Here is a 21,653-nt window from a genome sequence, read left to right on the forward strand (position 1 = left end):
TTTCTTAATCCATCCTTTTTTAGTAAATATCTTTCCTTTATATTTATGGTCTACTCTATGAATTTATGATATTTTGACAATAATGTGAAATAAAGCACAAACTTATTGTCACCCATCTCAGCCCATGCTATATTTAATACGTGAAGTTGATCACAACAAACATATACCCCTTTGTTTGACCGTGAAAAATTTCTCCCATCCCCTTTGTTCGTATTAAGAGAAATGCCCTGCAGTTGATGGCTGCAGGGCATTTCTGTTATACATTATCATAAGCTATTTAATATACTTCCAAAAGGTCCCGAACTTTGCAGGGATTTGCTGCACCACCTGCTTAAGGAGCAATTTTTTCATTTCCCGTTCAATTTGTGAAATGGTCATATTATATACAAGAGCAATTTCCTTTGAGGCGACAAATTTAAAATTCTTTAAAAATATTTCCAGTGGAGGAAGTGGAGATTTAATCGGTTTTTCTGCGAGCATTTCCTCCAGAATTTGAACATAAACCTCATATGGATATGTTCCTGTTATTTTTATTCCTTCTTCTTCAACGTTCTCATTGAAGAAGACAAGAGTGGGAATTTCGCGAACTTCCATTTCGGAAGTAATTTGCAGGTCGCACTGAAAAGCTTTTGCAGCACTCTCCGAATGCATGTCTTGAAGAAATTCTTGAATTTCAAGTCCTGCTTTATCTGCACACTCTCTTAATACTCCTAAATCTGAAATATTCCTTTTTTCCAAAAATAATACCTCTTGGATTGCGCGGAGGAAGCGAATTCCTGCACGTCTCCCCTGAAGCTCTGCTGCTTTTAACGCAATCGATACATTATAGGGAGCATGTACAGGGTCTTCAAACCCATGATTTCCTTCACAAGATATTATTGACCTGCTCGTTGTTTTCTCCCAAACCTGCGCAAGGTTTTCAACATTTTTTTTTCGGCTTATATTTAAATTCGTCAATTTTCCACTTAGAACATGCTTGATAGAAAAGTAACGTCCATACTCAATCTGAAGCTTTTTCATGATAGGCTCAAGTGACCAGCATTCGGGACAAAGCGGATCAATAAATAAATAAATTTCTATCGGTTTTTTATCGCTGCTATTGATTGGCTGCAAAGAATTTGAGTAATCAAAATTATTCACGATGGCTCACCGGAATTTTCTTGATTGTCAGGTGTATTTATCATGTGCTGGGCAGTTAGATAAAGCCTGTAATAAAATTCATCCCTAATCGGTCCTTCTAAGCCGATTTTATCCATTGCTTTGGTCATGCATGAAAGCCAGGCTTTGGCACGCTTTGGCGTAACCGGAAAGGGCAGATGGCGGGCACGCATCATCGGGTGTCCATGTTCCTCAGAATAAAGTGGAGGGCCGCCTAAATATTGTGTTAAAAATTGCTTTTGTTTATGGGCAATTTCAGAAAAATCATTTGGGAATATAGGAGCAAGGTCAGGATGTTGTGCAACAAGGCCATAAAAAGTGTCCACAAGACGATGGAGCGTTTCTTCTCCAATAACCTCAAATGGTGTTAGTTGATTATTCATCATGTTGACAACTCCTCCTCTCGTCATTATCAAGTTTACATTCATTTTAACAATGCCTAATTTTTATCTCAAATGAATTGCTTCAGAAAAAAGGATATTATTAATGTGTCCAATATGGCTTTTCTTACGAAACTAATTTATAAGTTGTATTTCTGCCTGTAAAAGCGGCGAATTTTGTTTTCTGTTTTTCTAACAGGAATTTGATAATTTTTTAACAGCTGCAAAAAGACTTCCTGCCCCTCCTGAAAGTTTTCAACCTCATATTCTAGTTCAAAATCCTCTTGATTTAGGTAAATATTGTGGTCGAAAACGAGTACGCCTTTCTTAAACGCTGCTTCAGCACGTCTTGTTGCCAAAGATCCGAAATAAACCAATTTACCAAAGGGGATACCCATTTCTTCTATGATCAGCTTTATTTGGCCCAAAGGAAGTCTCCCAAATTGAATTGCTTCTAGAGCTTCCCTTTCGCTAAGTATTTGATTTGTTTCAAGAAGTCCGATTTCTGCAGGCTGCTTTAACGTCATTTCCCAGCTATTCTTTTTTAACCGGATTCTTAAAGCTGAACCCTTATCCTTTAAGGCAAACTCCTTCGTATCGAAGTAATGGTTCTCCTGAAAAAAAATATTTATTTCATCAATTTGAAAATCGGTTAATAATCTTAAATATTCTTCTTTTGTCAGCATGTTTTTAAATTCTATTTCAATATTTTGCGGCATCGTTTGTCTTCCTTTCCGATAAAAATTATTTACATTATCTCATCTTCAGTTGAAACTGCAATCCTTGGGAGAAATGAGGAATTATGTTAAAATAGTGGGTATGGAAGATGGAGGTAAAAAATGAGGAAAAAACTAATAGTCCAAGCGGCAAATGTAATGGAAAATGCACTTGTTTTAGAAGTATCGGAAGCAATAAATGGTTTAGTTCCAGCCGAACAAATCCTGGTGGATTCTGAACATTATTCCTTTATTTATCTAATGGAAGATTCAGATGACTATACATACATCGTGTTTCCGGAACCAATCTGGCCAGACTTGAAGATGGCTGCAGAACTTCCGGTTTGGATTTCCGACGGAAATGAAAAAATAGAACTTCAGCGTTTTAATGAAGAGTTTGATTTTATTATTAACAACATAAAAGGAAATAGCAATTACGGTAAAGAAATGGTTGAAAAAGCAGAATCAGTTTTTCATCCATAATTTGTTCTTGTCGAGGTGGAGTCATGAAGCATTGGGACCAATTTTTAACCCCTTATAAGCAGGCAATTAATGAGCTCAAGATAAAATTAAAGGGAATGAGAGGTCAATTTGAACTCGATTCGACACATTCACCAATTGAATTTGTTACCGGCCGTGTAAAGCCAATTGCCAGTATTTTAGATAAAGCAACTCAAAAAGGAATACCGTTAGATAAACTTGAAGTGGAAATGCAGGATATTGCCGGCCTTCGGATTATGTGTCAGTTTGTGGAGGATATTTATCGGGTCGTTTCGCTGCTCCGAAACCGCAATGATTTTGAAATAGTGGAGGAAAGGGATTATATTTCTCATGAAAAAATCAGTGGATACCGTTCCTATCACGTTGTCATTCAATACCCGGTGCAAACTATTCACGGGGAAAAGAAAATTCTAGCCGAAATACAAATTCGGACCTTGGCCATGAATTTTTGGGCAACCATTGAACACTCCTTAAACTATAAGTATAAAGGTGCCTTTCCTACTGATATAAAAATGCGACTCCAGCGTGCGGCAGAGGCAGCTTTCCGTTTAGATGAGGAAATGTCACTTATTCGGGGTGAAATTAAAGAAGCACAGGCTTTTTTTACGAGAAAGAAGGAAACAGCCCAAGAAGAAAAAAAATGAGCCGCTGTTTATATAGATTATTCCAATACAAGGGGTAAAAAAATGAAATTTGCGATAACATCTAAAGGGGATCAAAAATCAAATATTCTAATGCATAAAATGAGGACCTATTTGCTGGATTTTGAGTTAAAGTATGATGAAGACCAGCCGGATATCGTCATCTCCGTAGGAGGAGACGGGACGCTCCTATATGCTTTCCACCGTTATAGCAGCCGTTTGGATAAAACGGCATTTGTTGGGATCCATACTGGACACCTCGGTTTTTATGCAGATTGGACCCCTGAGGAAATCGAAAAGCTGGTCATTGCTATTGCAAAGACACCGTTTCAGGTTGTTGAATATCCACTTTTGGAGGTCATTATTCGTTATTCTCATGCGGGTAAGGAATCCAGGTACCTAGCGTTAAATGAATCTACCGTAAAGGGTGTGGAGGGAACGCTGGTCATGGATGTAGAAATACGCGGCCAGCATTTTGAAAGATTTCGTGGAGATGGTCTTTGTATTTCTACCCCTTCAGGCAGTACAGCCTATAATAAAGCGCTAGGCGGAGCCATTATTCACCCGTCCATCCAAGCCCTTCAAGTGGCGGAAATGGCATCCATTAACAACAGGGTTTTCAGAACAGTAGGGTCGCCGCTTATTCTGCCTGCACACCACACATGTATGTTAAAGCCCGTAAATCGGACGGATTTCCAGATTACGATTGATCATTTAACCCTGCTCCATAAGGATGTAAAGTCAATCCAATTCAGGGTTCCGGAGGAAAAAATCCGTTTTGCTAGGTTCCGTCCGTTTCCTTTCTGGAAAAGAGTACATGATTCATTTATTTCGGACTAATTGAAGGAAAACACGGAATGACACAAAATTTTAAACTTCATTGGAGTATTGATCATAATAGTGCCGGATTGCTCATTAAAGAGTTTTTAAAGATGGAAGAAATCTCTCGGACTGCTTTGACGGATATTAAATTCAAGGGCGGGAGAATCCTTGTCAACAGTGAAGATGTAAATGTTAGGTATAAGCTCGTCGAAGGGGATGTACTGACAGTTATATTCCCTTCCGAGAGCCCGAGTTTTCCGGGAGAGAAGCTTCCATTGACGATTCTGTTTGAGGATGAATTTTTGCTTGTTGTAGTTAAACCAGCCGGTATGAGTACAATTCCATCAAGGGAGCATCCTGCCGGGAGCCTGGCAAATGCCCTTCTAGGATATTATCAAAAAACAGGTCTAACCGCCACAGCCCATATTGTAACTCGGCTGGATCGGGATACCTCTGGGATTGTTTTAGTGGCCAAACATCGTCATGTTCATCATTTGTTTAGTTTAATGCAGCGAAAATCTCAAGTGAAACGAACCTATGAAGCATTTGCAGGTGGTTTGTTGTCAGTGGATAGAGGCACGGTAAACGCCCCAATCGGACGTAAAGCGGAAAGCATCATCGAAAGGGAGGTCCGTGAGGATGGACAATATGCTTGTACCCATTACCGAGTCATATCAAGGCATAGGGAATTTACCCAGGTTGAACTGAACCTGGAAACTGGACGGACCCATCAAATCAGGGTCCATATGTCTTATTTGGGTCATCCTTTGCTCGGTGATGATTTGTATGGGGGAGACATCTCGTTAATTGATAGGCAGGCGTTACATTGTAAAGAAATCCACTTCATTCACCCCCTTACCCGGGAGGAAATGATCTTTACGGCACCTTTGCCGGATGATATGAAGAAATTAATAGAGGCTGGTCGTGATTAAAAAGGCCAGCCTTCTTTTAGCTAATAAGAAAGTATAAATTCAACTACGCCTCTGTCTTCGTCCTATCGGACTCCCCAATCGGCGAGTTTTCATTTATTTTATTCAAAATGTTTAAACTTTTCTTCAATGTATGGCATAGTGGAAGGGACGGAGACGACTTCCATTTCCGGATATCTTAACGCTGAAAGTTGGCCGCCAAATACTGCTCCTGTGTCAATATTATACGTTTTATTAATGATTCTTGGTTCCTTCACAGGCGTATGTCCATAAACAATATAAGCTTCCCCATGATACTGTTTAGCCCAGTCTCTTCTGACAGGGGATCCATCCGGGTGCTTTTCACCTGTAATATCTCCGTAAAGGACGAATTTTTTCACTTCATTATTTCTCTTTCCGATTAGTTCTTGTTTAATTCCCGCATGGGCGATTACTAGCTGTTTGTTGTCTAATACTAGATACATTGGAGCCTTTTCATAAAGTTCCATAAATTTTTTACGAATGGACTCTTGGTCTTTCCTATATAATGATTCATATTCCGCAACAGTTGTTTCGAGTCCGTGAGCAATTTGAACTTTGTTGCCAAGGAAAAAGCGATACAGCTTATTGCAATGGTTTCCAGGAGTATAGAAAGCTTTTTTCTGCTCGATGACCAGCTTCCAAACGACTTCAATTACTTTAAGAGAATTTGGCCCTCTGTCGGTTAAATCACCGACAAACCCAAGTATTCTGTTTTCCGAATGGAGGGGAATCCCACTTTTCCAATCGTAACCTAATTTTGCGGTTAACTCCGAGAATTCTGTGAAGCATCCATGGATATCTCCGATAATATCTATTTTCATGATAGTTGCCCCTTTCCAATTCTTATTTTTTGTCGGATTGTCAGCATTTATTACTATTCGTAAGGGAGGAGTATGATGGAACAACACGTCTCCATTATTTCATTATTGATTGTTGTGACAATGGCATTTTTAACTCCAATTCTTTTGCATCGATTTAAATTAAATTTCATTCCAGTTGTTGTTGCGGAAATTATCATGGGCCTCATTATTGGGTCGAGTGGATTCAATATCGTTCATGAAGATATGTGGCTGTCTACCTTGTCAACACTTGGCTTTATTTTTCTTATGTTCTTAAGTGGACTTGAAATTGACTTTACTGCATTTTCAGGTGGGAAAAAACGTGAGACCCTTCCAAACGGGAAAAAAGAACCGAACTCCTTTCTGGTCTCATCCGTTATCTTTGCCGGTGTCTTCATTCTCTCACTCGGTTTATCGTATCTCTTTGTTTTGGCAGGATTTATCGATAATGCTTTTTTAATGACACTGATCATTTCGACGATTTCATTGGGAGTAGTCGTGCCCACCTTAAAAGAAGCCCACTTAATGAAAACGGTGATAGGGCAGATTATCTTATTGGTGGCGGTAATCGCTGATTTAGCTACAATGATTCTTCTTGCCCTCTTTGTGTCCTTGAATGAAGGAGGAGAGGGAGATACATGGCTTCTGCTGATATTATTCGGAGCAGGAGTTATCCTCTATTTTATCGGCAAAAGATTTAAAAATCGCAGTTTTATTGAAACACTGTCAACAGGGACTGTCCAAATCGGCACGAGGGCTGTATTTATGCTGATTATTGTATTGGTGGGATTATCCGAAACTGTCGGGGCCGAAAATATCTTGGGTGCATTTTTGGCAGGTGTTCTCGTTTCTTTATTGGCACCAAACCAAGAGCTGGTTCATAAGCTTGATTCCTTTGGGTACGGTTTTTTAATTCCTATCTTCTTTGTAATGGTAGGTGTAGAACTGGATATTTGGACGTTATTCAGTGAAAAGAAACTGTTGTTATTAATACCGTTATTATTGATAGGGCTTTTATTGTCAAAGCTGATTCCTGTATACCTTTTAAAGATATGGTACGATATGAAAACAGTCATTGCCTCGGGCTTTCTGCTTACCTCCACATTGTCACTTGTGATTGCGGCGGCGACAATCGGAGAACGGATTGGAGTTATATCAGAGCAGATGAAAGGAACACTAATCCTTGTCGCAGTAATCACTTCTATTTTTACGCCGATTGTTTTTAAAAAGTTGTTTCCTCGAGAAGCAGCAGAGGGAAGAAGGGTGTCCATTGCCTTTTTAGGTGCTAACCAGATTACTTTGCCTGTCTCCCGGGAATTAAAGTCCGGACTCTATAATCCCGTCCTATATCATCAAAAAATTGAAAAAGCAGAAAAACCATTTGCTGACTCGGTATTTGAAATAAAGGAAATCCCGGATTATTCGCAGGAGGCCATTGAAAATACAAAAGTATTTGAGTCTGAAATAGTGGTTATTTTAACAGGAAACCAGGAAGTGAATGCAAATCTGGCTATGGCTGCAAAAGAAAAAGGTGTCCAAAGGGTCATTGCTAGGATTGAAAGTCCTGAACTGGAGACTAGATTGCGGGAACAAGGGGTTGAGGTGTTTTCATCTTTTACGTCAACTAAAGCGTTGCTTCGGGCGATGATTGAGTCTCCTACAGTCATAAATATATTGACGAATCAGGAAACAGGGTTATATGAAATTGTCATGAAAAATGAATTATTTGACGGTATGTCATTAAGAAGATTTCCGTTTACCGGGGATGTTATTTTTGTCAGGATTTTCAGAGGAAAGGATTCCATCGTGCCTCATGGAGATACGGAGCTGCAAATACATGACCGCCTGATTGTCACAGGTTCAAAGGAATATGTGGATGAACTGAAGAGAGAGCTTGAATTTTCAGAACCAGGCAAAAGCTATTATTAGAAAAGGCAAGTACTTTTCATTTATTCAGAATTAGTGTAGAATTAGTACCAAGTACTAATATCAGTTATCATGTAGGAGGATTTTTTTAAAATGAATTTATCTTTAACTGGAAAAACATTTGTCGTAATGGGTGTTGCTAATAAGCGGAGTATCGCTTGGGGGATTGCCCGCTCACTGCATGACGCTGGGGCACGGTTGGTATTTACGTTTGCCGGGGAAAGACTTGAGAGCAGTGTACGGGAATTAGCGGATTCCTTAAATGCAGAGGGAACTTTAGTGCTGCCATGTGATGTGACTAGTGACGAAGCAATTGCTACGTGTTTTGCCGAAATAAAAGAAGCGGTTGGAACTATTCATGGAGTGGCCCATTGTATTGCATTCGCTAATAAGGAAGAATTATCTGGCGAATATATGAATACAACTAGGGACGGCTTCCTGCTGGCACATAATATCAGCTCCTATTCCTTAACGGCAGTAGCGAAGGAAGCACGCGGCCTCATGACAGAAGGCGGCAGCATCGTAACTCTCACATACCTTGGGGGAGAAAGAGCCATCAAAAACTACAATGTTATGGGTGTTGCAAAAGCTTCCCTTGATGCAAGCGTTCGCTATTTAGCTGCAGATCTAGGTAAAGATAATATTCGTGTAAATTCCATTTCTGCCGGTCCAATCCGAACACTATCCGCAAAAGGAATCAGTGAATTTAACATGATTCTAAAGGAAATTGAAGAAAAAGCCCCATTACGGAGAACAACAACGCCGGAGGAAGTAGGCGATACGGCAGTTTTCCTATTCAGCCATCTTTCCCGTGGAATTACAGGGGAAAATATTCACGTAGACTCTGGATATCATATTGTGTAATACAAAAAAGCCCGCAAAATGAACTGCGGGCTTTTTTGTGTTGAAAAAAAGTTAACGACTATAGGCCATTTACATATATATAAAAGTGTAGGATGCCATAAGGGAGGTGCTTTTTATGTCAAATACAAAAAATCAGGGGCCATTTTTCAACATTGGGCAGCCTTTTTCAAGGAATCATACAAACCAAAATATGCAGGAGATTTTTAGAATTAAGATTGATGCTGAGCCGGAAGCGGAAGAGGAAGAGAACCTAAGTACAGAGGAAAATAAAAAAATTGTCACTAATGCTAACAGGGGGGCAGAATCGTTAGATGCAAAAACAGAAAAAAAGAATTCTGCATCTTCTATACCCCCCGAACATAACCGCTCTGCCTTTAAACGGGTTAAACCATTTAAGGAAATGTCGGTAAAGGAAAGGTTGGAATATTTAATTAACTTTCCGAAAGTACTTCCGCCTGTTCCCTGTGTCTTTTATACAAAAGATGAAAAACATTTAGGCTACCTGACCAGTTATGAGGATAATCAAATAACCATTCAATATCATAATAAAATGCAAAAAACATTTTATGCTGATGAAATTACAAATGTCATTATGATTGGAATAAAGAGATAATGAATAGCTTTAAAATACCATATTCTTCTTATAGCTAGACAAAAAAAGGCCAGCCGATTCACCGACTGGCTAATTTATTTAATCGCAAATTCCAAGGTTTACGTCTGCAATACATTGGATTGCACAGAAGCAGCTTAAGTCAACTGTTACACAATCGTTGCTTGCCTTAAAGCAAGTTACTTGGCAATGTTTAGAAAGGTTAATGCAGCATTTGTCATCGCCTCTTACGAAATTGACTGGAACAAAGTTTCCACCGTCTTTTTTGCCAGGAACTAATACGCGAAGTGTAGCACAGCAGTTATCGAACACATCCTCTACGCGGAAATAGATGGAGACGCATGCATTGTAATCGTCATTAAAGAATGCGTGAAATGGTGTGCCATCAGCTGTTTTTAAAACGAATACGCGCGTGTCAACCATTTCTTTTACAGGTGAGACTAATGAACCAAGCGGCTCATTAAAGCAGCTGGTACATGATTGACATTCTGCTTCTTCAACAGCGTTATCTTGGAGCTCTTTAATCGCGCGGACTACTTCGCATACACAGTTGGTGCTTTTGTGATCATTACGAAAATTTCCAGAACCCATTTATTTTTTCCTCCTTAATCCGTTATATATCTTACATTACTAACATATTTCACGAAAGCCTTATGGGTTACGGACAATTGCCTTATTTAACAAAATTAGGCTATTTCCATATACAGACATATGTCCAAAAATGAAAGGGTTTTTCAATATGAAGATAAATTTAATCAACCTGCTCCTTTTAGCGTTGGCAAGCTTTCGGTTTACAAGGTTAATTGTTTTTGATAAAATTACTGAATTTTTACGAAATCCCTTTTTTGATGAGGTAGAGGAAGTAAATCCAGAAGGTGAAGTGGAATTATATTATATTCCCAAAAAATCTGGAATAAGACGATTTATAGGCGAACTGCTGAGTTGTTATTGGTGTACAGGAATATGGTCTTCTGCCATTATTGTAGGTATATCCTATCTCTCCCCTAGATGGGCGGAGCCGATGATACTCATACTAGCCGTTGCAGGTATAGCGGCGATGGTGGAAACAGTTATTCAATATTTAATTGAGAAATAAGGATTTTGCCTGAGACAAGACTTTCGTTTTTTTCATATGATGATTAGTAACTAATGAATTGTATTTGAATGGAGGAAAAAACGTGACAAGGAAAAAGAAGAAATCCCAGACAAATCAGACAACGAAGGTTACACAACCATCAAATGCTATAAAAAAACAGGGATGCGGCTGTGGTAAAAAGACAACATATAAGTAGGAGTGAAAACTGCTGGGTAACTGGCAGTTTTATTTTTTTCTCTTAACTTAGTCATATTTTTAGTCAATGTCGAAAAAACTAATGACAGTCATATTTATAAAAAAGGGATGAAAACCGTTATGCATAATACATATCGATTCATTATATTGATGAGTGTAATCTTACTGGTTTCCTGCAATCAGGATCAAAAAGCAAAAGACAGCCAGCTCGCGCTCGTGAAAACTACAAATCCCCCACCAGTTGTCACTGATGGGCATAAAGGAAATGACCAGGTAGAGAAAATTAAACAAGATGTAAGTTCTTTTCCAGAATTGTATGATGTCGCTGTCGTCAAAGGGAAAAAAGCAATCCTTGTTGCCTATAAGGTAAAGCATTTGCATCGCTTTAAAATGAAAAAGATTGAAAAAAATGTTACCAAAATGCTTGAGAAAAAATATCCAAAAGAGAAATTTACCGTCTCAAGTGACTATAAAATATTTCTGGAAGTCGTACGGCTTGATGAAAAGATGAGGTCCTCGTCTAAGTTTAACCATCGAGATGCAGAAAAACGTTTTAATGAGATCGTTAAAATGACAGAGGATATCAAGTAGGAAAGGGGATTTAATGATGGCGAGCAAACAGAAAAATATGACACCCGAGCAGCAAAAATACCAGCAGCTTCAGCAAAAGCACGAAAAAAAACGGCCAGTTTTAAAAAATTGTATCAGGGCTTTTTTTGTTGGCGGACTGATATGCGCAATCGGCCAGGCCATCAGTTATTTTTACATTTACTTTTTTAATTTTACGGAACAAAGTGTCGGGAATCCAACGGTGGCAACAATGGTGTTTTTCTCCATGCTTTTGACCGGCTTCGGTGTTTATGACCGGCTGGGGCAGTTTGGCGGGGCAGGGAGTGCGGTGCCGGTCACTGGTTTTGGCAATGCCGTCATCTCTGCAGCCATTGAACATCGCACAGAGGGGTTTGTGTTAGGAGTCGGCGGCAATATGTTTAAGCTTGCAGGCTCAGTTCTTCTTTTTGGTGTATTTGCAGCCTTTGTGGTAGCGCTGATTAGAACGGTTTTAAGTATTTGGGGGGTATTGTAATTGCTAAAAGGACATCAATCATGGGTCTTTCAAAATAAACCGATGATATCGGCGACTGGAGTAACAGGAGGCCCCTTTGAGGCTAACGGAAATTTGGCAAATGACTTCGATTTATTGTATGAAGACCTATGGATGGGCCAAGAGTCCTATGAAAAAGCCCATCGAATCTTGCTTGAAGAAGCGATAAAAATCGCACTGGATAAAGCAAATATTGAAAAAGAAAAAATTCAATTTTTAATTGCCGGTGATTTAATTAATCAAATAACGCCGACTAGCTTTACGGCAAGGACTATGCAGATCCCCTATTTCGGGTTATTTGGGGCCTGTTCCACTTCCATGGAAGGCTTAGCGCTAGCCTCATTTATTGTCAATTATCATGGAGCACAAAATGTGGTGACCGGAGCATCTAGCCACAATGCCGCGGTTGAAAAACAGTTTCGCTATCCAACAGAATACGGCAGCCAAAAGCCTCCGACGGCTCAATGGACGGTTACAGGGGCTGGTGTGGGAATCATTCAGCCAAACGAACCGGGGAAGAAAAACCCTGTCACAATATCTGCAACCATTGGAAAGGTAATTGATATGGGTTTAACAGACCCGTTCAATATGGGAGGTGCGATGGCTCCTGCAGCAGCAGATACGATTATGGCCCATTTTCGGGATCTTGACCTTGATCCATCTTATTATGATCTAATTATTACTGGCGACTTGGGGAGAGTCGGCCATGACACGGCTTTTGAATTAATTAATAAAAGCGGCCTTAAGCTTGAAAGAAATCAATTTCAGGATTGCGGGATCCTCATCTATAAGGATGACCAGCCCGTTCAATCCGGAGCAAGCGGAGCAGGATGTTCGGCGACAGTGTTGTATGGACATCTGCTGAATGAAATGAGAAAGGGTACATACAGACGGATTTTGCTTGTTGCTACCGGTGCATTGTTATCCCCGCTCACCTTTCAACAAAATGAATCGATTCCATGTATTGCCCACGCAGTTGGTATAGAAATGAACAATTAAAGGGGTGACGATTATGTTAGCGATGTTTTTTTGGGCCTTTGTCATAGGCGGATTGATTTGTGTCATTGGCCAGCTATTATTTGATGTTGCCAAGCTTACACCAGGACATACATTAAGCTTATTGGTTGTAGCCGGGGCGATTTTGGCGGGATTTGGGTTGTATGAGCCACTTATTAATTTTGCTGGAGCAGGTGCGACCATTCCGATAACCAGCTTTGGAAATGCATTGGTTCACGGAGCGCTTGATGATGCCAACAACCATGGGCTGATAGGCGTGTTAACCGGGATGTTTCAGGTGACCAGTTCTGGTGTATCAGCCGCGATTATTTTTGGATTTATCGGAGCACTTGTGTTTAAGCCGAAAGGGTAAATGCTGATTTTTTTCTTAAATGAATGAATAGCTTATTCGTGCCTATACACTTTTTTAAGTGATTTCATATTGTATTAATGAGATTACTAAAGAGAGGTGAATGAATCGATGTGGGGTTGTGGAGGTTACGGCTACGGCTACGGCGGTGGCTTTGGTTATGGCAGCACCTTCGTACTAATTGTAGTTCTGTTCATCCTATTGATCATTGTAGGTACTAGCTTCTATTAATAGGTAAACGGACAGCAGGAAAGGGATGGCCAATTAAAGGCTATCCTTTTCTTTTTTCACCATTTTTTCATTCCTTCATACAATAAAGTAGTTTATGAAGGAGTGTGAATTTTGATCATGGATAATGGTTTCTTTAAAAATATAGAGAAAAAAACTGGCGTAAATATGAAAGATATTTTTGATTTGGCTAATTCTCTTCAGAATGCCAACTTTAAAGACGAAAAGACAGTCCGTGGAGTCATTCGCAAAGTATCTCAGCTTGCAAACAAGCCGATAAGCAGGGAATTAGAAGATCAGATTTGCAACACCATCATTAAAGATGGAAAAAGTCTTGATTTCAATACCATTTCAAACATGATGAATAAGAAATAAGCAAAAAGGCCGCTTTCCTTATTGGAATTTGGCCTTTTTGCTTAATTTTAAAAGTGGTGCGAGAAATCTGGAACGGTTGACTTTCTTTCCTCTTCGATTGTCCGGAATAGATAAATAAAGACCTTCTTGAGCCCGGGTCATGGCAACATAAAACAGCCTTCTTTCTTCTTCGAGACCGGAAAAGTCACCGTTTCGACTGGTTTCCAAAGCGTATTCGTGCGGGAGGCTGCCGTCGACTGCGCCAAGCAAATATACATATTTATACTCAAGTCCTTTAGCCCTGTGAATGGTGCTTAAGGTGATAGCGTCGCGAAAATGCTTGCTTAAATTTTTTATTTCTTTATTCATTGCTGCCATATGTTCGGCATGTTCTAAAAAACCATCGATCGTGTCAAAGCTTTTCGCCGCCACTTTTAAATCCTTCAAATCATCTGATCCTTTTTCGATTTGATTTGCTTCGTTGCCGCGTTTTTTAAGAAAATCCAGGAAGCCTATCTCCTTTTCAATCTTTTCAATCGCTTTTGCCGGTGTCAAGGTTTTAAGGGCGCGAATTAGCGGAACTGCCTTTTTTAATTTTTTTTCCTGAAAGGCATGGGATGTTTTTAAATGCATCAGTGCCTCAAGGAGACTGCAGTCCTGAAGGATACTAAGTGCTTTCATGTCCTTAAGGGCTGATTGTTTTAAAAATAATAATGGCAAAATTTCGGTCATGCTTTTTGGGTCTTCTTCATTTAAGCTGACCTTTAAAAAGGCTAGGGCGCATCTGACGATATAACGGTCATAAAAGGCTTCAGCGTCCATGTCGATTTTAAAAGGGAGGTTCGAACCTGCCAGCCTTTCAAACACTGCCCTTGAAGCAGCATTGGTCCGATACAAAATCGCAAAATCAGCGGGAGTTGCTCCGTTTGCAATCCGCTCAGAAAGATCAGTGACAATCATAGTGGCTTCTTCCTCTTCGTCAAAAGGGAAAAAAGTATGTGGCATTTCACTGCTAGAAAATTGCGCCTGCATTTTTTTTGCTTTTCTCAATTTATTAGCAGAAATTACTTGATTGGCGGTTGAAACAATCTCATGAGAAGAACGGTAATTTTGTTCAAGAGTTAATGTCTTTGATGAATGGAAGTCCATTTCGAATTCGAGCAGAAAATTTGGGTCGCTTCCTCTGAAGGAGTATATGGCCTGGTCATCGTCACCAACAGCACAAACATTTTGGTGCTTTTTCGATAGTAGTTTAATCAATTCATATTGAACTTTGTTGATGTCCTGGAACTCATCGATTAAAAAATAATGAAATCGGTCTTGATAATACTCCAATATGGCAGGAGTGGTTTTCAACAGCCAATAGCAGCCAATCAGCATGTCATCAAAATCAAACAAACCTTCACGCTTTTTGTAATCCTCATATTTTTTATATAAAATTGCGGTTTTTTCTTCCCATTCTGATGTCGGTCTGACCTCTGCGGGAAGGAGCATCGTATTTTTCCATAGTCCAATCTGCTGCAGTGCTAGATCATAAGCAAATTCCTTTTCGGACAAATCGAGTTCTTTACCGACCTCTTTCAATATTCTATCCCGTTGCCACTCTTTTTTTAATAGCTTGTCAGAGGTCCAACTAGCGGCATCATGAAACATGAGAATCCGGTAAAAGATACTGTGGAACGTGCCGGTTATGAGCTGCTGGATTTTTTCACGCTTCATATTTGGATAAGAAAGAAGACGATTTTTCATTTCAGCTGCTGCTTTGGTGGTGAATGTAACCAACATGATGGTTCGAGGATCGATTTGTTTAGCCTCGAGCATGAACGCTGTCCGGCAAGTCAGCACTCTTGTTTTGCCGCTTCCTGCACCGGCAAGCACTAATAAGGGGCCTTCCGTATCTATTACTGCTTTCGTCTGACTATCATCTAAAATAACTCCATTTGCTGATAGCTGTTGCAAATATGGGGGAAGGCTTTCTGGAGAATTTGTCTGTGTTTGCTTAAACGGAACTTTATATTCGATAGGTTTTGCTGTTTTAAATTTTACAGGAGCAGGATTTTCTTCTGTAATGGTTCTGCCCTGGGGAATTCTAAACCCGTTTCGTTCAATATAGTGATTTTCTGTGTGTGGATGTAGTCCTGTGTCAAGTCTTTCGGGTACCGGACACCTCTTTTCCGGTAAAGAATGGTGGAAAAAATGGGGGTCACTCAGGATTCCCAGATACAGCTGCACCTTTTCTTTACAAGTAGGACATGATAATTCGCCTCTTTTGCCGGCGATGTAAATAGACTGGAATTCCTCACGATTGAGCTCGTCAATCACAATATTCCGATTTCGATAAACTGCTGTTTTCATTTTTATAACCCTCTATTTTGAAATAAGACATGTTCTATCATATCAAAACCTGGAATGATGGGAAAGAAGTTTTGAAGAATACCAATAAAAAGCACCTGCCAACCTTAATATTGGCAAGTGCATATTTCTATAAATTCTTTACCATTGTTTTGTGTGGAATTCCGGCATCCATGAATTCCTCTGAAACTACCTCGTAGCCCAATTTTTCGTAAAAGGGGATGGCCTGCGTCTGAGCGTTAAGTTTTAGCTTTTGGAAGTCTTTATCCCGGGCATGGGACTCGATTGTCTCCATAATGGCTTTACCGGCACCAATGTTTCTAGCCTCTTTGAGGACACAAATTCGTTCTACCTTTCCAAAGCCCTCAACATTGCGGAATCGTCCGGCACCTACTGGGATGCCTTCATGGTACATCACAAAATGAGTGGCATCCTTTTCGAATTGATCAATTTCCTCGTCAAGGGGGACGTTTTGCTCATCTACAAAAACTGTCTTCCTTATTGTATAGGCATCCTCGAGTTCTTTTGGGTTTTCAACAACTTTTACTGTCACTTAGAACTATTCCTTTCTAAACCGAAATGTTTCAGAAACTGTCCAAGAGCCGTTATCCAGCTGGTAGAGGAGATGGAAACGGTCAATCGTTTCTTCGTGGTCAATTTTTTTCATACGCAGCGACCCGTAAACATCGGAGTGCTCATCATTTGAAAGGTTCTGGCCAATCGTAATATGGGGAACAAATGCGTATTCCGGATTTTGTTCGCTAAATTCTTTATTAACTTCTGCATGTAAGGAAGTTAGTTCTTCTGTCGGCTCAACTTTAAAGTAAATAACATTGTTAACCGGATGAAAAGAACTAACTTTAGTAGTTTTTATGGTGAAAGGCTGCGTATTGCCGGCAATTCTCCGCAGTTTATCGGCAAATTCTTTAACATCTTCCTCAGTTGCTTCAAAGGTATTTTTTAATGTCAAATGTGGTGTAATTAAAGCATAATGCGAATCATAGCGCTTGCGATAAGAATTTGCAAGGTCTTGAAGCTTTTTCGATGGAAAAATAACAACTCCAAATTTCATGGTAGTACCTCCGTTTTAAGTAGTGGGTTCTATCATAAGTCAAGGAATGACAAGGAAAATAGCGAGTAGAAATGGGTACTTTTTATTATAACAAATTTTCTAAATATAATAAATAATTCAAATGGCTTACTAGAACATCATTTTAAGGGCCCGTCGTAAGTCTGGCTGCCAATAGGTCCAAGTGTGATTTCCATTAAATTCTTCATAAAAATAAGTAAAAGGCTTTTTGGAAAGGACTTTTGAAAGCTCCCGATTGGGTGTCAGAAAATCGCTGATTTTTCCATCTGTTGTTTTCACTTCAGTTTCAAGTTTTCCTATGACATGATAAATTTCCAGTGATAACGGCTCTGTATAATGCTTGGCAGCTTCTAAAACAATCTCGTCCACATAGGGAGATTGAAGCAGCACTTTCCCAAACGTATGCGGGTATTGCAATGCAGTCATTAAGGAAACCGCTGCACCCAGCGAGTCCCCAATAAGTGCTCTGGTTGTCCCAACTTGGTACGTTGGGTATTCACTGTCCAAAAAGGGGACTAATTCATGAGCAAGGAAGCGTATGTATTGCCGGTTTTGGTCCCCGGCAGGATGATATTTTCTGCGGCGGTCCTTTACATTCTTATAGGGTACCCCAACAATAATTAAATTTTCCATTTCTTTTATAGAAAGATACTCGTCTGCCACTCGACCAATTCGGCCAAGCTGAAAATAATCACGGCCATCCTGAGCAATCAGCAGCGAGTATTTATATAGCGGTGAGAAATTGGCTGGTTGGTAAATGAGCAGCTGCATTTCTTCTCCAAGTTCATTGCTATAAAATGTTTGTTCTTTAATGGTACCTCTTGGATAATCCATATTGAAAAATCCCCCCGAGTTCAACTGTTTTATAAAAAGAATTTTATCATAATGAAAGTGGAAATGCAGAAATGTGTGTAAGGATAAGGGGGCTAGGTTGAGGATTAATGCAGGTAACGGCTTTTATTATGCTGATCAGGCATGATGGAAAGAATGTTGTCCCGTTTAAAGGTGCGGATTTGTTTCCGCAGCAGGCAGTAAGCGCGAATGTATTCGTCAGTTACCTCTTTAATTATTAATCTTCGCCGGGTAATTTCCTGGTTTTCGGCAAGATAAATCATCTCCAAAGGAATATTTTCTTCGATGGAACGAATAAACAGGCCATCCATTTTAAAACTCCTCCTTTCTATAAATCATTATAACCGAACGTTAGTTCTATAATCAATAAAAAGTGGAATGTGTGTTCTTTGGAGGAATATTTATTAAAAAATTGTATTGACTTTTTTGTTTTTTTTACTATAATAATATTTGTAGCTTAAATATCGATCTGTTAGCTCAGCTGGGAGAGCGCAACCTTGACAGGGTTGAGGTCGGGGGTTCGAACCCCTCACAGGTCATCATCTAAACGAGGCTCAAATCCTTATGTATCAAGGGTTTGAGCTTTTTGTTTGTCTCTTGGGTCTTCCATTTTTGCCCTGTATTTTTATACATTGCACAATGACTGCACAAACGCTGTACGAGAGAGCTGATAGGGCTAGGTGCAGCAAGGCTTCCATTGATTCTTTTCTGTTCATTTTTGTCCATTGTGTCCAAAATAAGTATCCAAGCGCTCGGCTGTTTTCTTCTGCATTTCTTCCTTGTATGTGAGTAAATGTCCAGTGTAATTCCCACTCTGGCATGTCCTAATCGCTCACTCACCACTTTCGGGTTTTCACCCATTCGCATCAGAATGGTGGCATGAGTGTGCCTAAGATTATGAAACGGTATCGCTGGCACCTTTGCTTTTTTATTAATGCCTGAAACTTTCTTAATAAGTTTCTTGGGTTCATGTAGCTGCCTGCTTGCGAAGGAATCACTAAATCCAATGGGTTCAACATCGGTTCTAAAGGCCCAGGTATTGCCTGTTTTGATGACTGACATGATGTTTACTTATACAGAGAATATATAACGAAAGATATTACGTTGGATAGAATCCCGTTATTTGCACAATAAAATAGTTTTGATCGTTAGAAAGACCTAACAACTTTCGGGTATATATTTGTTGTTCAACATACTTAGTATTTAGCACAAAAGAAAAGTCCCTCTTTGACAGAAGAACTTTCACTTATCTTTATCGAATTAAATTGGGTTCTACATGGACATGAACATCGAGTACACCATAATCTTTCATCATGACTTTTTCAACATAGGAAGCTATATCGTGAGCTTCTTTAATACCTAGCGTAGAATTAACAAGAATCACAACATCTATTACTTCATTATTTCCATAGTTTCTTCCTTTAATTTCTTTTACCCCTTTGACGCCATCCAATTGTTTAATGACATCGTGATAAAGCTTAATTTTATCTTCATTGAAACCGTCTGAAAGTTCATGTGATGATTCTCGAAAGATGTCCCAAGCAGTTTTACATATTAATAATCCGACAATAATTGCAGTTATGCTATCCAGCCAAGGCATTTTTAATTGTGAACCCAAAATACCTATTGCTGTTCCTATACTCACCCAAGCATCGGAAATGTTATCTTTTGCAGCAGCCATTACAGATTTGCTATTTATCCTAAGAGCTAATTTCTTGTTATAACGATAAACAAAATACATGACTAGCGCTGAAAAAACACCTACATACGCAGCCATAATATTCGGTGATTCTTTTGTTCCTTGAAACATAGAGGTACTCGCCTCAATTAATACTTGAATACCGACCGCAGCCATAATAAATGAAGCGACCATTGACGCAATTGTTTCGCTCTTCCAATGTCCATATCGATGGTTTTTATCGGGGGGTCTTTGCGAAATCTTGAGTCCAATGAGTACAGTAATAGATGCGATAATATCAGTTGTATTGTTTAGACCATCGGCTTTCAAAGCATCGGAATCACTTATATATCCAATAACTAGTTTTAAGAATGAAAGACATATATATGCAATAATACTAATGATGGCTCCACGTTCACCTAATTTAAGGTCATTATACTTTTCCTGCTCCATTTCAGTTCCTCCCCACAAAGCCCTTCACAATGATAACAGCTAAAATATAGGTGGGTCTAGAGCAATCTTTTTGCATTGTTTTATATTAATAAGGGACATGCAATTAAGTTGCACAAGGGAAAAAGTCAATAATGTTTTTCCCTTATTTAAAGTTGGCAGTAATATAAAGTTCTACTGATTTCGTCAACTATTTGTTTTGGAGAATGCGAAAAGCAGTGCGAATTCACTTACAAATTGCACTGCTTTTATATTTTTTATTATTTGGAATATCCAATGCAGGTACTCCAAAAGAGAACGTCTTACTTTAATGATTGTTCTTTAAATAGCTAATAAATAAGGTCTTTTACTTAAAGATGGGATTGCAGGAAAGCCCCCATCTTTTTTTGTTCTTCAATTAACGGAGGTTAGTGGAATAAGAAAGATGAAAATCAATCTCTCATTTATGTCTAATTAGACACAAAATCCGAAAAAAAAGAAGCGTCCTAAGACGCTTCAACGAATAGACGGAAAGTTTCCCCTTGAGCATAATTATTTTATGAAATTCTTATGAAGTAGTTTGGGCAAAAGTCTATTTTGTATTGATACAAAATGCGAAGTTAATAAAGAAGCCCCTCTTAGACATGCCGCAATAATAATGGACAACGTAAAAAAGGAGACATTAAGGCTCAGAAGCAAAATGGTTTAGCAAAGGATATTTTAAGGGGGGGTGTAGTCAACTTTCAGCTTTGGAAAAGGCCTGCTTCTCTTGCGGCGGCAAAACTGATTCTAGCAAATTCAAACGGATCCATTCCTACATTTTCCTAATGCATATACATTAACCGTGGTTTTTCAAAAAGCCAGTGGTTGTGAAAAGCTGTAACAATAAGTCCTCTTCTTCGTAAAGCAGTTAGCATTGGATTCACTTCTTTTTGGCGGAGTACAGTTTCACCCAGGTTAAGACTATTATTTTCAAAGGTTAACATAAATGGCAGTGCTAGTGGGGAACGGGTGGGAAGACCTAAAATAGTTGCTTTAATATCATCTCTAAGACGCATTATAGTACACACAGGAGTGGATGAGATAACCTCTCCACCGATAATATCTGCAAGTTGTTGGCACTTTGAGGCACTTATGCCCATAACATCCCGATGAGCAACATTTGTCTTTCGTTTTCCTGAATGATGCCTAGATGAGTATGAACCCGATTCTAGTAAATCAAAACTTGATCTTTCATCTGAACCTCTAAAGATATTTTGATTACCAAAGTTATCAATTTCTCTTCTACTCACTTAAAACCATCTCCTTGTCCGACCTACTCATTAAACAGCACATTCTGTGATTGTGGAAAGGAATAGATACATGACTATGGTTAAAAAGACTTTTTTACTATTATTATATTAATTGATAACTTGTAATATTTATTTCAATACCTCTAATCACGTAATAGGCGCTTTCCAATGGTATATCCTATTAGGAATGCAGCGGCAGAAGTGTTTCCATA

Annotated in this window: 27 protein-coding genes and 1 tRNA gene; 15 read left to right on the forward strand and 13 right to left on the reverse strand. The window is 39.2% G+C overall.

Annotation, left to right across the window (positions count from 1 at the left end):
• Positions 1-273: 273 nt before the first annotated feature.
• From QNN06_RS09430 to QNN06_RS09440, 3 genes are all read right to left on the reverse strand, one after another.
• Positions 274-1,140, reverse strand: coding sequence for a ClpXP adapter SpxH family protein (locus tag QNN06_RS09430; RefSeq protein ID WP_213116601.1), 867 nt, complete (start codon positions 1,138-1,140; stop codon positions 274-276).
• A complete protein-coding gene (locus tag QNN06_RS09435) occupies positions 1,137-1,544 on the reverse strand; it encodes a globin domain-containing protein (protein ID WP_213116600.1) in 408 nt (135 codons plus the stop codon). The genes QNN06_RS09430 and QNN06_RS09435 overlap by 4 nt, the downstream gene beginning before the upstream one ends.
• Positions 1,545-1,678: 134 nt before the next feature.
• A complete protein-coding gene (locus tag QNN06_RS09440; protein WP_213116599.1) occupies positions 1,679-2,257 on the reverse strand; it encodes a CYTH domain-containing protein in 579 nt (192 codons plus the stop codon).
• A 120-nt stretch (positions 2,258-2,377) separates the two neighbouring features.
• On the opposite strand from QNN06_RS09440, the gene QNN06_RS09445 reads away from it, so the two are divergent.
• The 4 genes from QNN06_RS09445 to QNN06_RS09460 are packed head-to-tail and all read left to right on the forward strand — an operon-like array spanning position 2,378 to position 5,150.
• Positions 2,378-2,737 (forward strand): UPF0738 family protein, encoded by a 360-nt coding sequence (locus tag QNN06_RS09445; protein WP_213116598.1) that lies wholly within the window; start codon positions 2,378-2,380, stop codon positions 2,735-2,737.
• A gap of 23 nt (positions 2,738-2,760) precedes the next feature.
• Positions 2,761-3,399, forward strand: a complete 639-nt coding sequence (gene yjbM, locus QNN06_RS09450) for a GTP diphosphokinase (protein WP_213116597.1) — start codon at positions 2,761-2,763, stop codon at positions 3,397-3,399.
• Positions 3,400-3,441: 42 nt separating this feature from the next.
• On the forward strand, positions 3,442-4,236 hold the full coding sequence (locus QNN06_RS09455; protein WP_213116596.1) for an NAD kinase: 795 nt from the start codon (positions 3,442-3,444) through the stop codon (positions 4,234-4,236).
• A 17-nt stretch (positions 4,237-4,253) separates the two neighbouring features.
• Positions 4,254-5,150, forward strand: a complete 897-nt coding sequence (locus QNN06_RS09460; protein WP_213116595.1) for an RluA family pseudouridine synthase — start codon at positions 4,254-4,256, stop codon at positions 5,148-5,150.
• 98 nt (positions 5,151-5,248) lie between these two features.
• Here the strand turns inward: QNN06_RS09460 and prpE are convergent, their stop codons facing one another.
• Positions 5,249-5,989 carry a bis(5'-nucleosyl)-tetraphosphatase PrpE gene (gene prpE, locus QNN06_RS09465; RefSeq protein ID WP_213116594.1) on the reverse strand — a complete coding sequence of 247 codons (741 nt, stop codon included), beginning with the start codon at positions 5,987-5,989 and terminating at the stop codon, positions 5,249-5,251.
• A 75-nt stretch (positions 5,990-6,064) separates the two neighbouring features.
• Between prpE and QNN06_RS09470 the strand changes: the two genes are divergently transcribed.
• From QNN06_RS09470 to QNN06_RS09480, 3 genes are all read left to right on the forward strand, one after another.
• Positions 6,065-7,936, forward strand: coding sequence for a monovalent cation:proton antiporter family protein (locus QNN06_RS09470; protein ID WP_284037499.1), 1,872 nt, complete (start codon positions 6,065-6,067; stop codon positions 7,934-7,936).
• Positions 7,937-8,026: 90 nt separating this feature from the next.
• Complete coding sequence (gene fabI / locus QNN06_RS09475) at positions 8,027-8,797, forward strand: enoyl-ACP reductase FabI (RefSeq protein ID WP_213116592.1); 771 nt, start codon at positions 8,027-8,029, stop codon at positions 8,795-8,797.
• Between the two features lie 115 nt (positions 8,798-8,912).
• Positions 8,913-9,410: a CotO family spore coat protein gene (locus QNN06_RS09480; RefSeq protein WP_213116591.1), complete on the forward strand. Its 498-nt coding sequence runs from the start codon at positions 8,913-8,915 to the stop codon at positions 9,408-9,410.
• Positions 9,411-9,488: 78 nt separating this feature from the next.
• On the opposite strand, the gene QNN06_RS09485 is transcribed toward QNN06_RS09480, so the two are convergent.
• Positions 9,489-9,998: a CotY/CotZ family spore coat protein gene (locus QNN06_RS09485; RefSeq protein WP_213116590.1), complete on the reverse strand. Its 510-nt coding sequence runs from the start codon at positions 9,996-9,998 to the stop codon at positions 9,489-9,491.
• Between the two features lie 148 nt (positions 9,999-10,146).
• Here QNN06_RS09485 and QNN06_RS09490 point away from each other — a divergent pair, with 148 nt between their 5' ends.
• From QNN06_RS09490 to spoVIF, 7 genes are all read left to right on the forward strand, one after another.
• Positions 10,147-10,503, forward strand: a complete 357-nt coding sequence (locus QNN06_RS09490; RefSeq protein ID WP_213116589.1) for a DUF1360 domain-containing protein — start codon at positions 10,147-10,149, stop codon at positions 10,501-10,503.
• A 315-nt stretch (positions 10,504-10,818) separates the two neighbouring features.
• Positions 10,819-11,289 (forward strand): YhcN/YlaJ family sporulation lipoprotein, encoded by a 471-nt coding sequence (locus QNN06_RS09495; RefSeq protein ID WP_249366443.1) that lies wholly within the window; start codon positions 10,819-10,821, stop codon positions 11,287-11,289.
• A gap of 13 nt (positions 11,290-11,302) precedes the next feature.
• Positions 11,303-11,782, forward strand: a complete 480-nt coding sequence (spoVAC, locus tag QNN06_RS09500; protein WP_213116588.1) for a stage V sporulation protein AC — start codon at positions 11,303-11,305, stop codon at positions 11,780-11,782.
• The gene (gene spoVAD, locus QNN06_RS09505; protein WP_213116587.1) at positions 11,783-12,799 is read left to right on the forward strand and encodes a stage V sporulation protein AD; all 1,017 of its coding nucleotides are present in this window, start codon (positions 11,783-11,785) and stop codon (positions 12,797-12,799) included.
• 13 nt (positions 12,800-12,812) lie between these two features.
• The gene (gene spoVAE / locus QNN06_RS09510) at positions 12,813-13,169 is read left to right on the forward strand and encodes a stage V sporulation protein AE (protein WP_213116586.1); all 357 of its coding nucleotides are present in this window, start codon (positions 12,813-12,815) and stop codon (positions 13,167-13,169) included.
• Positions 13,170-13,277: 108 nt separating this feature from the next.
• Positions 13,278-13,397 carry a YjcZ family sporulation protein gene (locus tag QNN06_RS09515; protein WP_213116585.1) on the forward strand — a complete coding sequence of 40 codons (120 nt, stop codon included), beginning with the start codon at positions 13,278-13,280 and terminating at the stop codon, positions 13,395-13,397.
• A gap of 117 nt (positions 13,398-13,514) precedes the next feature.
• Entirely contained in the window at positions 13,515-13,769 is a 255-nt protein-coding gene (spoVIF, locus tag QNN06_RS09520; RefSeq protein WP_213116926.1) for a sporulation-specific transcription regulator SpoVIF, read from the forward strand.
• Positions 13,770-13,787: 18 nt separating this feature from the next.
• Here the strand turns inward: spoVIF and QNN06_RS09525 are convergent, their stop codons facing one another.
• The 5 genes from QNN06_RS09525 to QNN06_RS09545 all read right to left on the reverse strand — a co-directional run bounded on the left by QNN06_RS09525 (position 13,788) and on the right by QNN06_RS09545 (position 18,353).
• Positions 13,788-16,103, reverse strand: a complete 2,316-nt coding sequence (locus QNN06_RS09525; RefSeq protein WP_284037500.1) for an ATP-dependent helicase — start codon at positions 16,101-16,103, stop codon at positions 13,788-13,790.
• 127 nt (positions 16,104-16,230) lie between these two features.
• Positions 16,231-16,653 (reverse strand): GNAT family N-acetyltransferase, encoded by a 423-nt coding sequence (locus QNN06_RS09530; protein ID WP_213116583.1) that lies wholly within the window; start codon positions 16,651-16,653, stop codon positions 16,231-16,233.
• A 6-nt stretch (positions 16,654-16,659) separates the two neighbouring features.
• Positions 16,660-17,172: a YjcG family protein gene (locus QNN06_RS09535; protein WP_284037501.1), complete on the reverse strand. Its 513-nt coding sequence runs from the start codon at positions 17,170-17,172 to the stop codon at positions 16,660-16,662.
• Between the two features lie 129 nt (positions 17,173-17,301).
• Positions 17,302-18,024 carry an alpha/beta hydrolase gene (locus QNN06_RS09540; RefSeq protein WP_213116581.1) on the reverse strand — a complete coding sequence of 241 codons (723 nt, stop codon included), beginning with the start codon at positions 18,022-18,024 and terminating at the stop codon, positions 17,302-17,304.
• Positions 18,025-18,128: 104 nt separating this feature from the next.
• Positions 18,129-18,353, reverse strand: a complete 225-nt coding sequence (locus QNN06_RS09545) for a hypothetical protein (protein ID WP_213116580.1) — start codon at positions 18,351-18,353, stop codon at positions 18,129-18,131.
• A gap of 155 nt (positions 18,354-18,508) precedes the next feature.
• Here QNN06_RS09545 and QNN06_RS09550 point away from each other — a divergent pair.
• Positions 18,509-18,581 (forward strand) — tRNA-Val (locus tag QNN06_RS09550).
• A gap of 4 nt (positions 18,582-18,585) precedes the next feature.
• Here the strand turns inward: QNN06_RS09550 and QNN06_RS09555 are convergent.
• The 3 genes from QNN06_RS09555 to QNN06_RS09565 all read right to left on the reverse strand — a co-directional run bounded on the left by QNN06_RS09555 (position 18,586) and on the right by QNN06_RS09565 (position 21,441).
• Positions 18,586-19,104 (reverse strand): tyrosine-type recombinase/integrase, encoded by a 519-nt coding sequence (locus QNN06_RS09555; RefSeq protein WP_261363768.1) that lies wholly within the window; start codon positions 19,102-19,104, stop codon positions 18,586-18,588.
• 190 nt (positions 19,105-19,294) lie between these two features.
• Positions 19,295-20,173, reverse strand: coding sequence for a cation diffusion facilitator family transporter (locus QNN06_RS09560; protein ID WP_213116579.1), 879 nt, complete (start codon positions 20,171-20,173; stop codon positions 19,295-19,297).
• A gap of 800 nt (positions 20,174-20,973) precedes the next feature.
• Positions 20,974-21,441 (reverse strand): DUF1259 domain-containing protein, encoded by a 468-nt coding sequence (locus tag QNN06_RS09565; protein ID WP_284037502.1) that lies wholly within the window; start codon positions 21,439-21,441, stop codon positions 20,974-20,976.
• Between the last annotated feature and the right edge of the window lie 212 nt (positions 21,442-21,653).

Origin of the sequence: Neobacillus sp. 114 (assembly GCF_030127045.1) — a bacterium.
GTDB classification, from domain to species: Bacteria; Bacillota; Bacilli; order Bacillales; family Cytobacillaceae; genus Neobacillus; species Neobacillus rhizophilus.

What these genes read in the sequence shown, in the direction of transcription:
- QNN06_RS09435 (WP_213116600.1), bottom strand. Translation starts at nt 1,544, where the DNA reads ATGATGAATAATCAACTAACACCATTTGAGGTTATTGGAGAAGAAACG.
- QNN06_RS09440 (WP_213116599.1), bottom strand. Translation starts at nt 2,257, where the DNA reads ATGCCGCAAAATATTGAAATAGAATTTAAAAACATGCTGACAAAAGAA.
- QNN06_RS09445 (WP_213116598.1), top strand. Translation starts at nt 2,378, where the DNA reads ATGAGGAAAAAACTAATAGTCCAAGCGGCAAATGTAATGGAAAATGCA.
- yjbM (WP_213116597.1), top strand. Translation starts at nt 2,761, where the DNA reads ATGAAGCATTGGGACCAATTTTTAACCCCTTATAAGCAGGCAATTAAT.
- QNN06_RS09455 (WP_213116596.1), top strand. Translation starts at nt 3,442, where the DNA reads ATGAAATTTGCGATAACATCTAAAGGGGATCAAAAATCAAATATTCTA.
- QNN06_RS09460 (WP_213116595.1), top strand. Translation starts at nt 4,254, where the DNA reads ATGACACAAAATTTTAAACTTCATTGGAGTATTGATCATAATAGTGCC.
- prpE (WP_213116594.1), bottom strand. Translation starts at nt 5,989, where the DNA reads ATGAAAATAGATATTATCGGAGATATCCATGGATGCTTCACAGAATTC.
- QNN06_RS09470 (WP_284037499.1), top strand. Translation starts at nt 6,065, where the DNA reads ATGGAACAACACGTCTCCATTATTTCATTATTGATTGTTGTGACAATG.
- fabI (WP_213116592.1), top strand. Translation starts at nt 8,027, where the DNA reads ATGAATTTATCTTTAACTGGAAAAACATTTGTCGTAATGGGTGTTGCT.
- QNN06_RS09480 (WP_213116591.1), top strand. Translation starts at nt 8,913, where the DNA reads ATGTCAAATACAAAAAATCAGGGGCCATTTTTCAACATTGGGCAGCCT.
- QNN06_RS09485 (WP_213116590.1), bottom strand. Translation starts at nt 9,998, where the DNA reads ATGGGTTCTGGAAATTTTCGTAATGATCACAAAAGCACCAACTGTGTA.
- QNN06_RS09490 (WP_213116589.1), top strand. Translation starts at nt 10,147, where the DNA reads ATGAAGATAAATTTAATCAACCTGCTCCTTTTAGCGTTGGCAAGCTTT.
- QNN06_RS09495 (WP_249366443.1), top strand. Translation starts at nt 10,819, where the DNA reads ATGCATAATACATATCGATTCATTATATTGATGAGTGTAATCTTACTG.
- spoVAC (WP_213116588.1), top strand. Translation starts at nt 11,303, where the DNA reads ATGATGGCGAGCAAACAGAAAAATATGACACCCGAGCAGCAAAAATAC.
- spoVAE (WP_213116586.1), top strand. Translation starts at nt 12,813, where the DNA reads ATGTTAGCGATGTTTTTTTGGGCCTTTGTCATAGGCGGATTGATTTGT.
- QNN06_RS09515 (WP_213116585.1), top strand. Translation starts at nt 13,278, where the DNA reads ATGTGGGGTTGTGGAGGTTACGGCTACGGCTACGGCGGTGGCTTTGGT.
- spoVIF (WP_213116926.1), top strand. Translation starts at nt 13,515, where the DNA reads ATGGATAATGGTTTCTTTAAAAATATAGAGAAAAAAACTGGCGTAAAT.
- QNN06_RS09525 (WP_284037500.1), bottom strand. Translation starts at nt 16,103, where the DNA reads ATGAAAACAGCAGTTTATCGAAATCGGAATATTGTGATTGACGAGCTC.
- QNN06_RS09535 (WP_284037501.1), bottom strand. Translation starts at nt 17,172, where the DNA reads ATGAAATTTGGAGTTGTTATTTTTCCATCGAAAAAGCTTCAAGACCTT.
- QNN06_RS09540 (WP_213116581.1), bottom strand. Translation starts at nt 18,024, where the DNA reads ATGGATTATCCAAGAGGTACCATTAAAGAACAAACATTTTATAGCAAT.
- QNN06_RS09545 (WP_213116580.1), bottom strand. Translation starts at nt 18,353, where the DNA reads ATGGATGGCCTGTTTATTCGTTCCATCGAAGAAAATATTCCTTTGGAG.
- QNN06_RS09555 (WP_261363768.1), bottom strand. Translation starts at nt 19,104, where the DNA reads ATGTCAGTCATCAAAACAGGCAATACCTGGGCCTTTAGAACCGATGTT.
- QNN06_RS09560 (WP_213116579.1), bottom strand. Translation starts at nt 20,173, where the DNA reads ATGGAGCAGGAAAAGTATAATGACCTTAAATTAGGTGAACGTGGAGCC.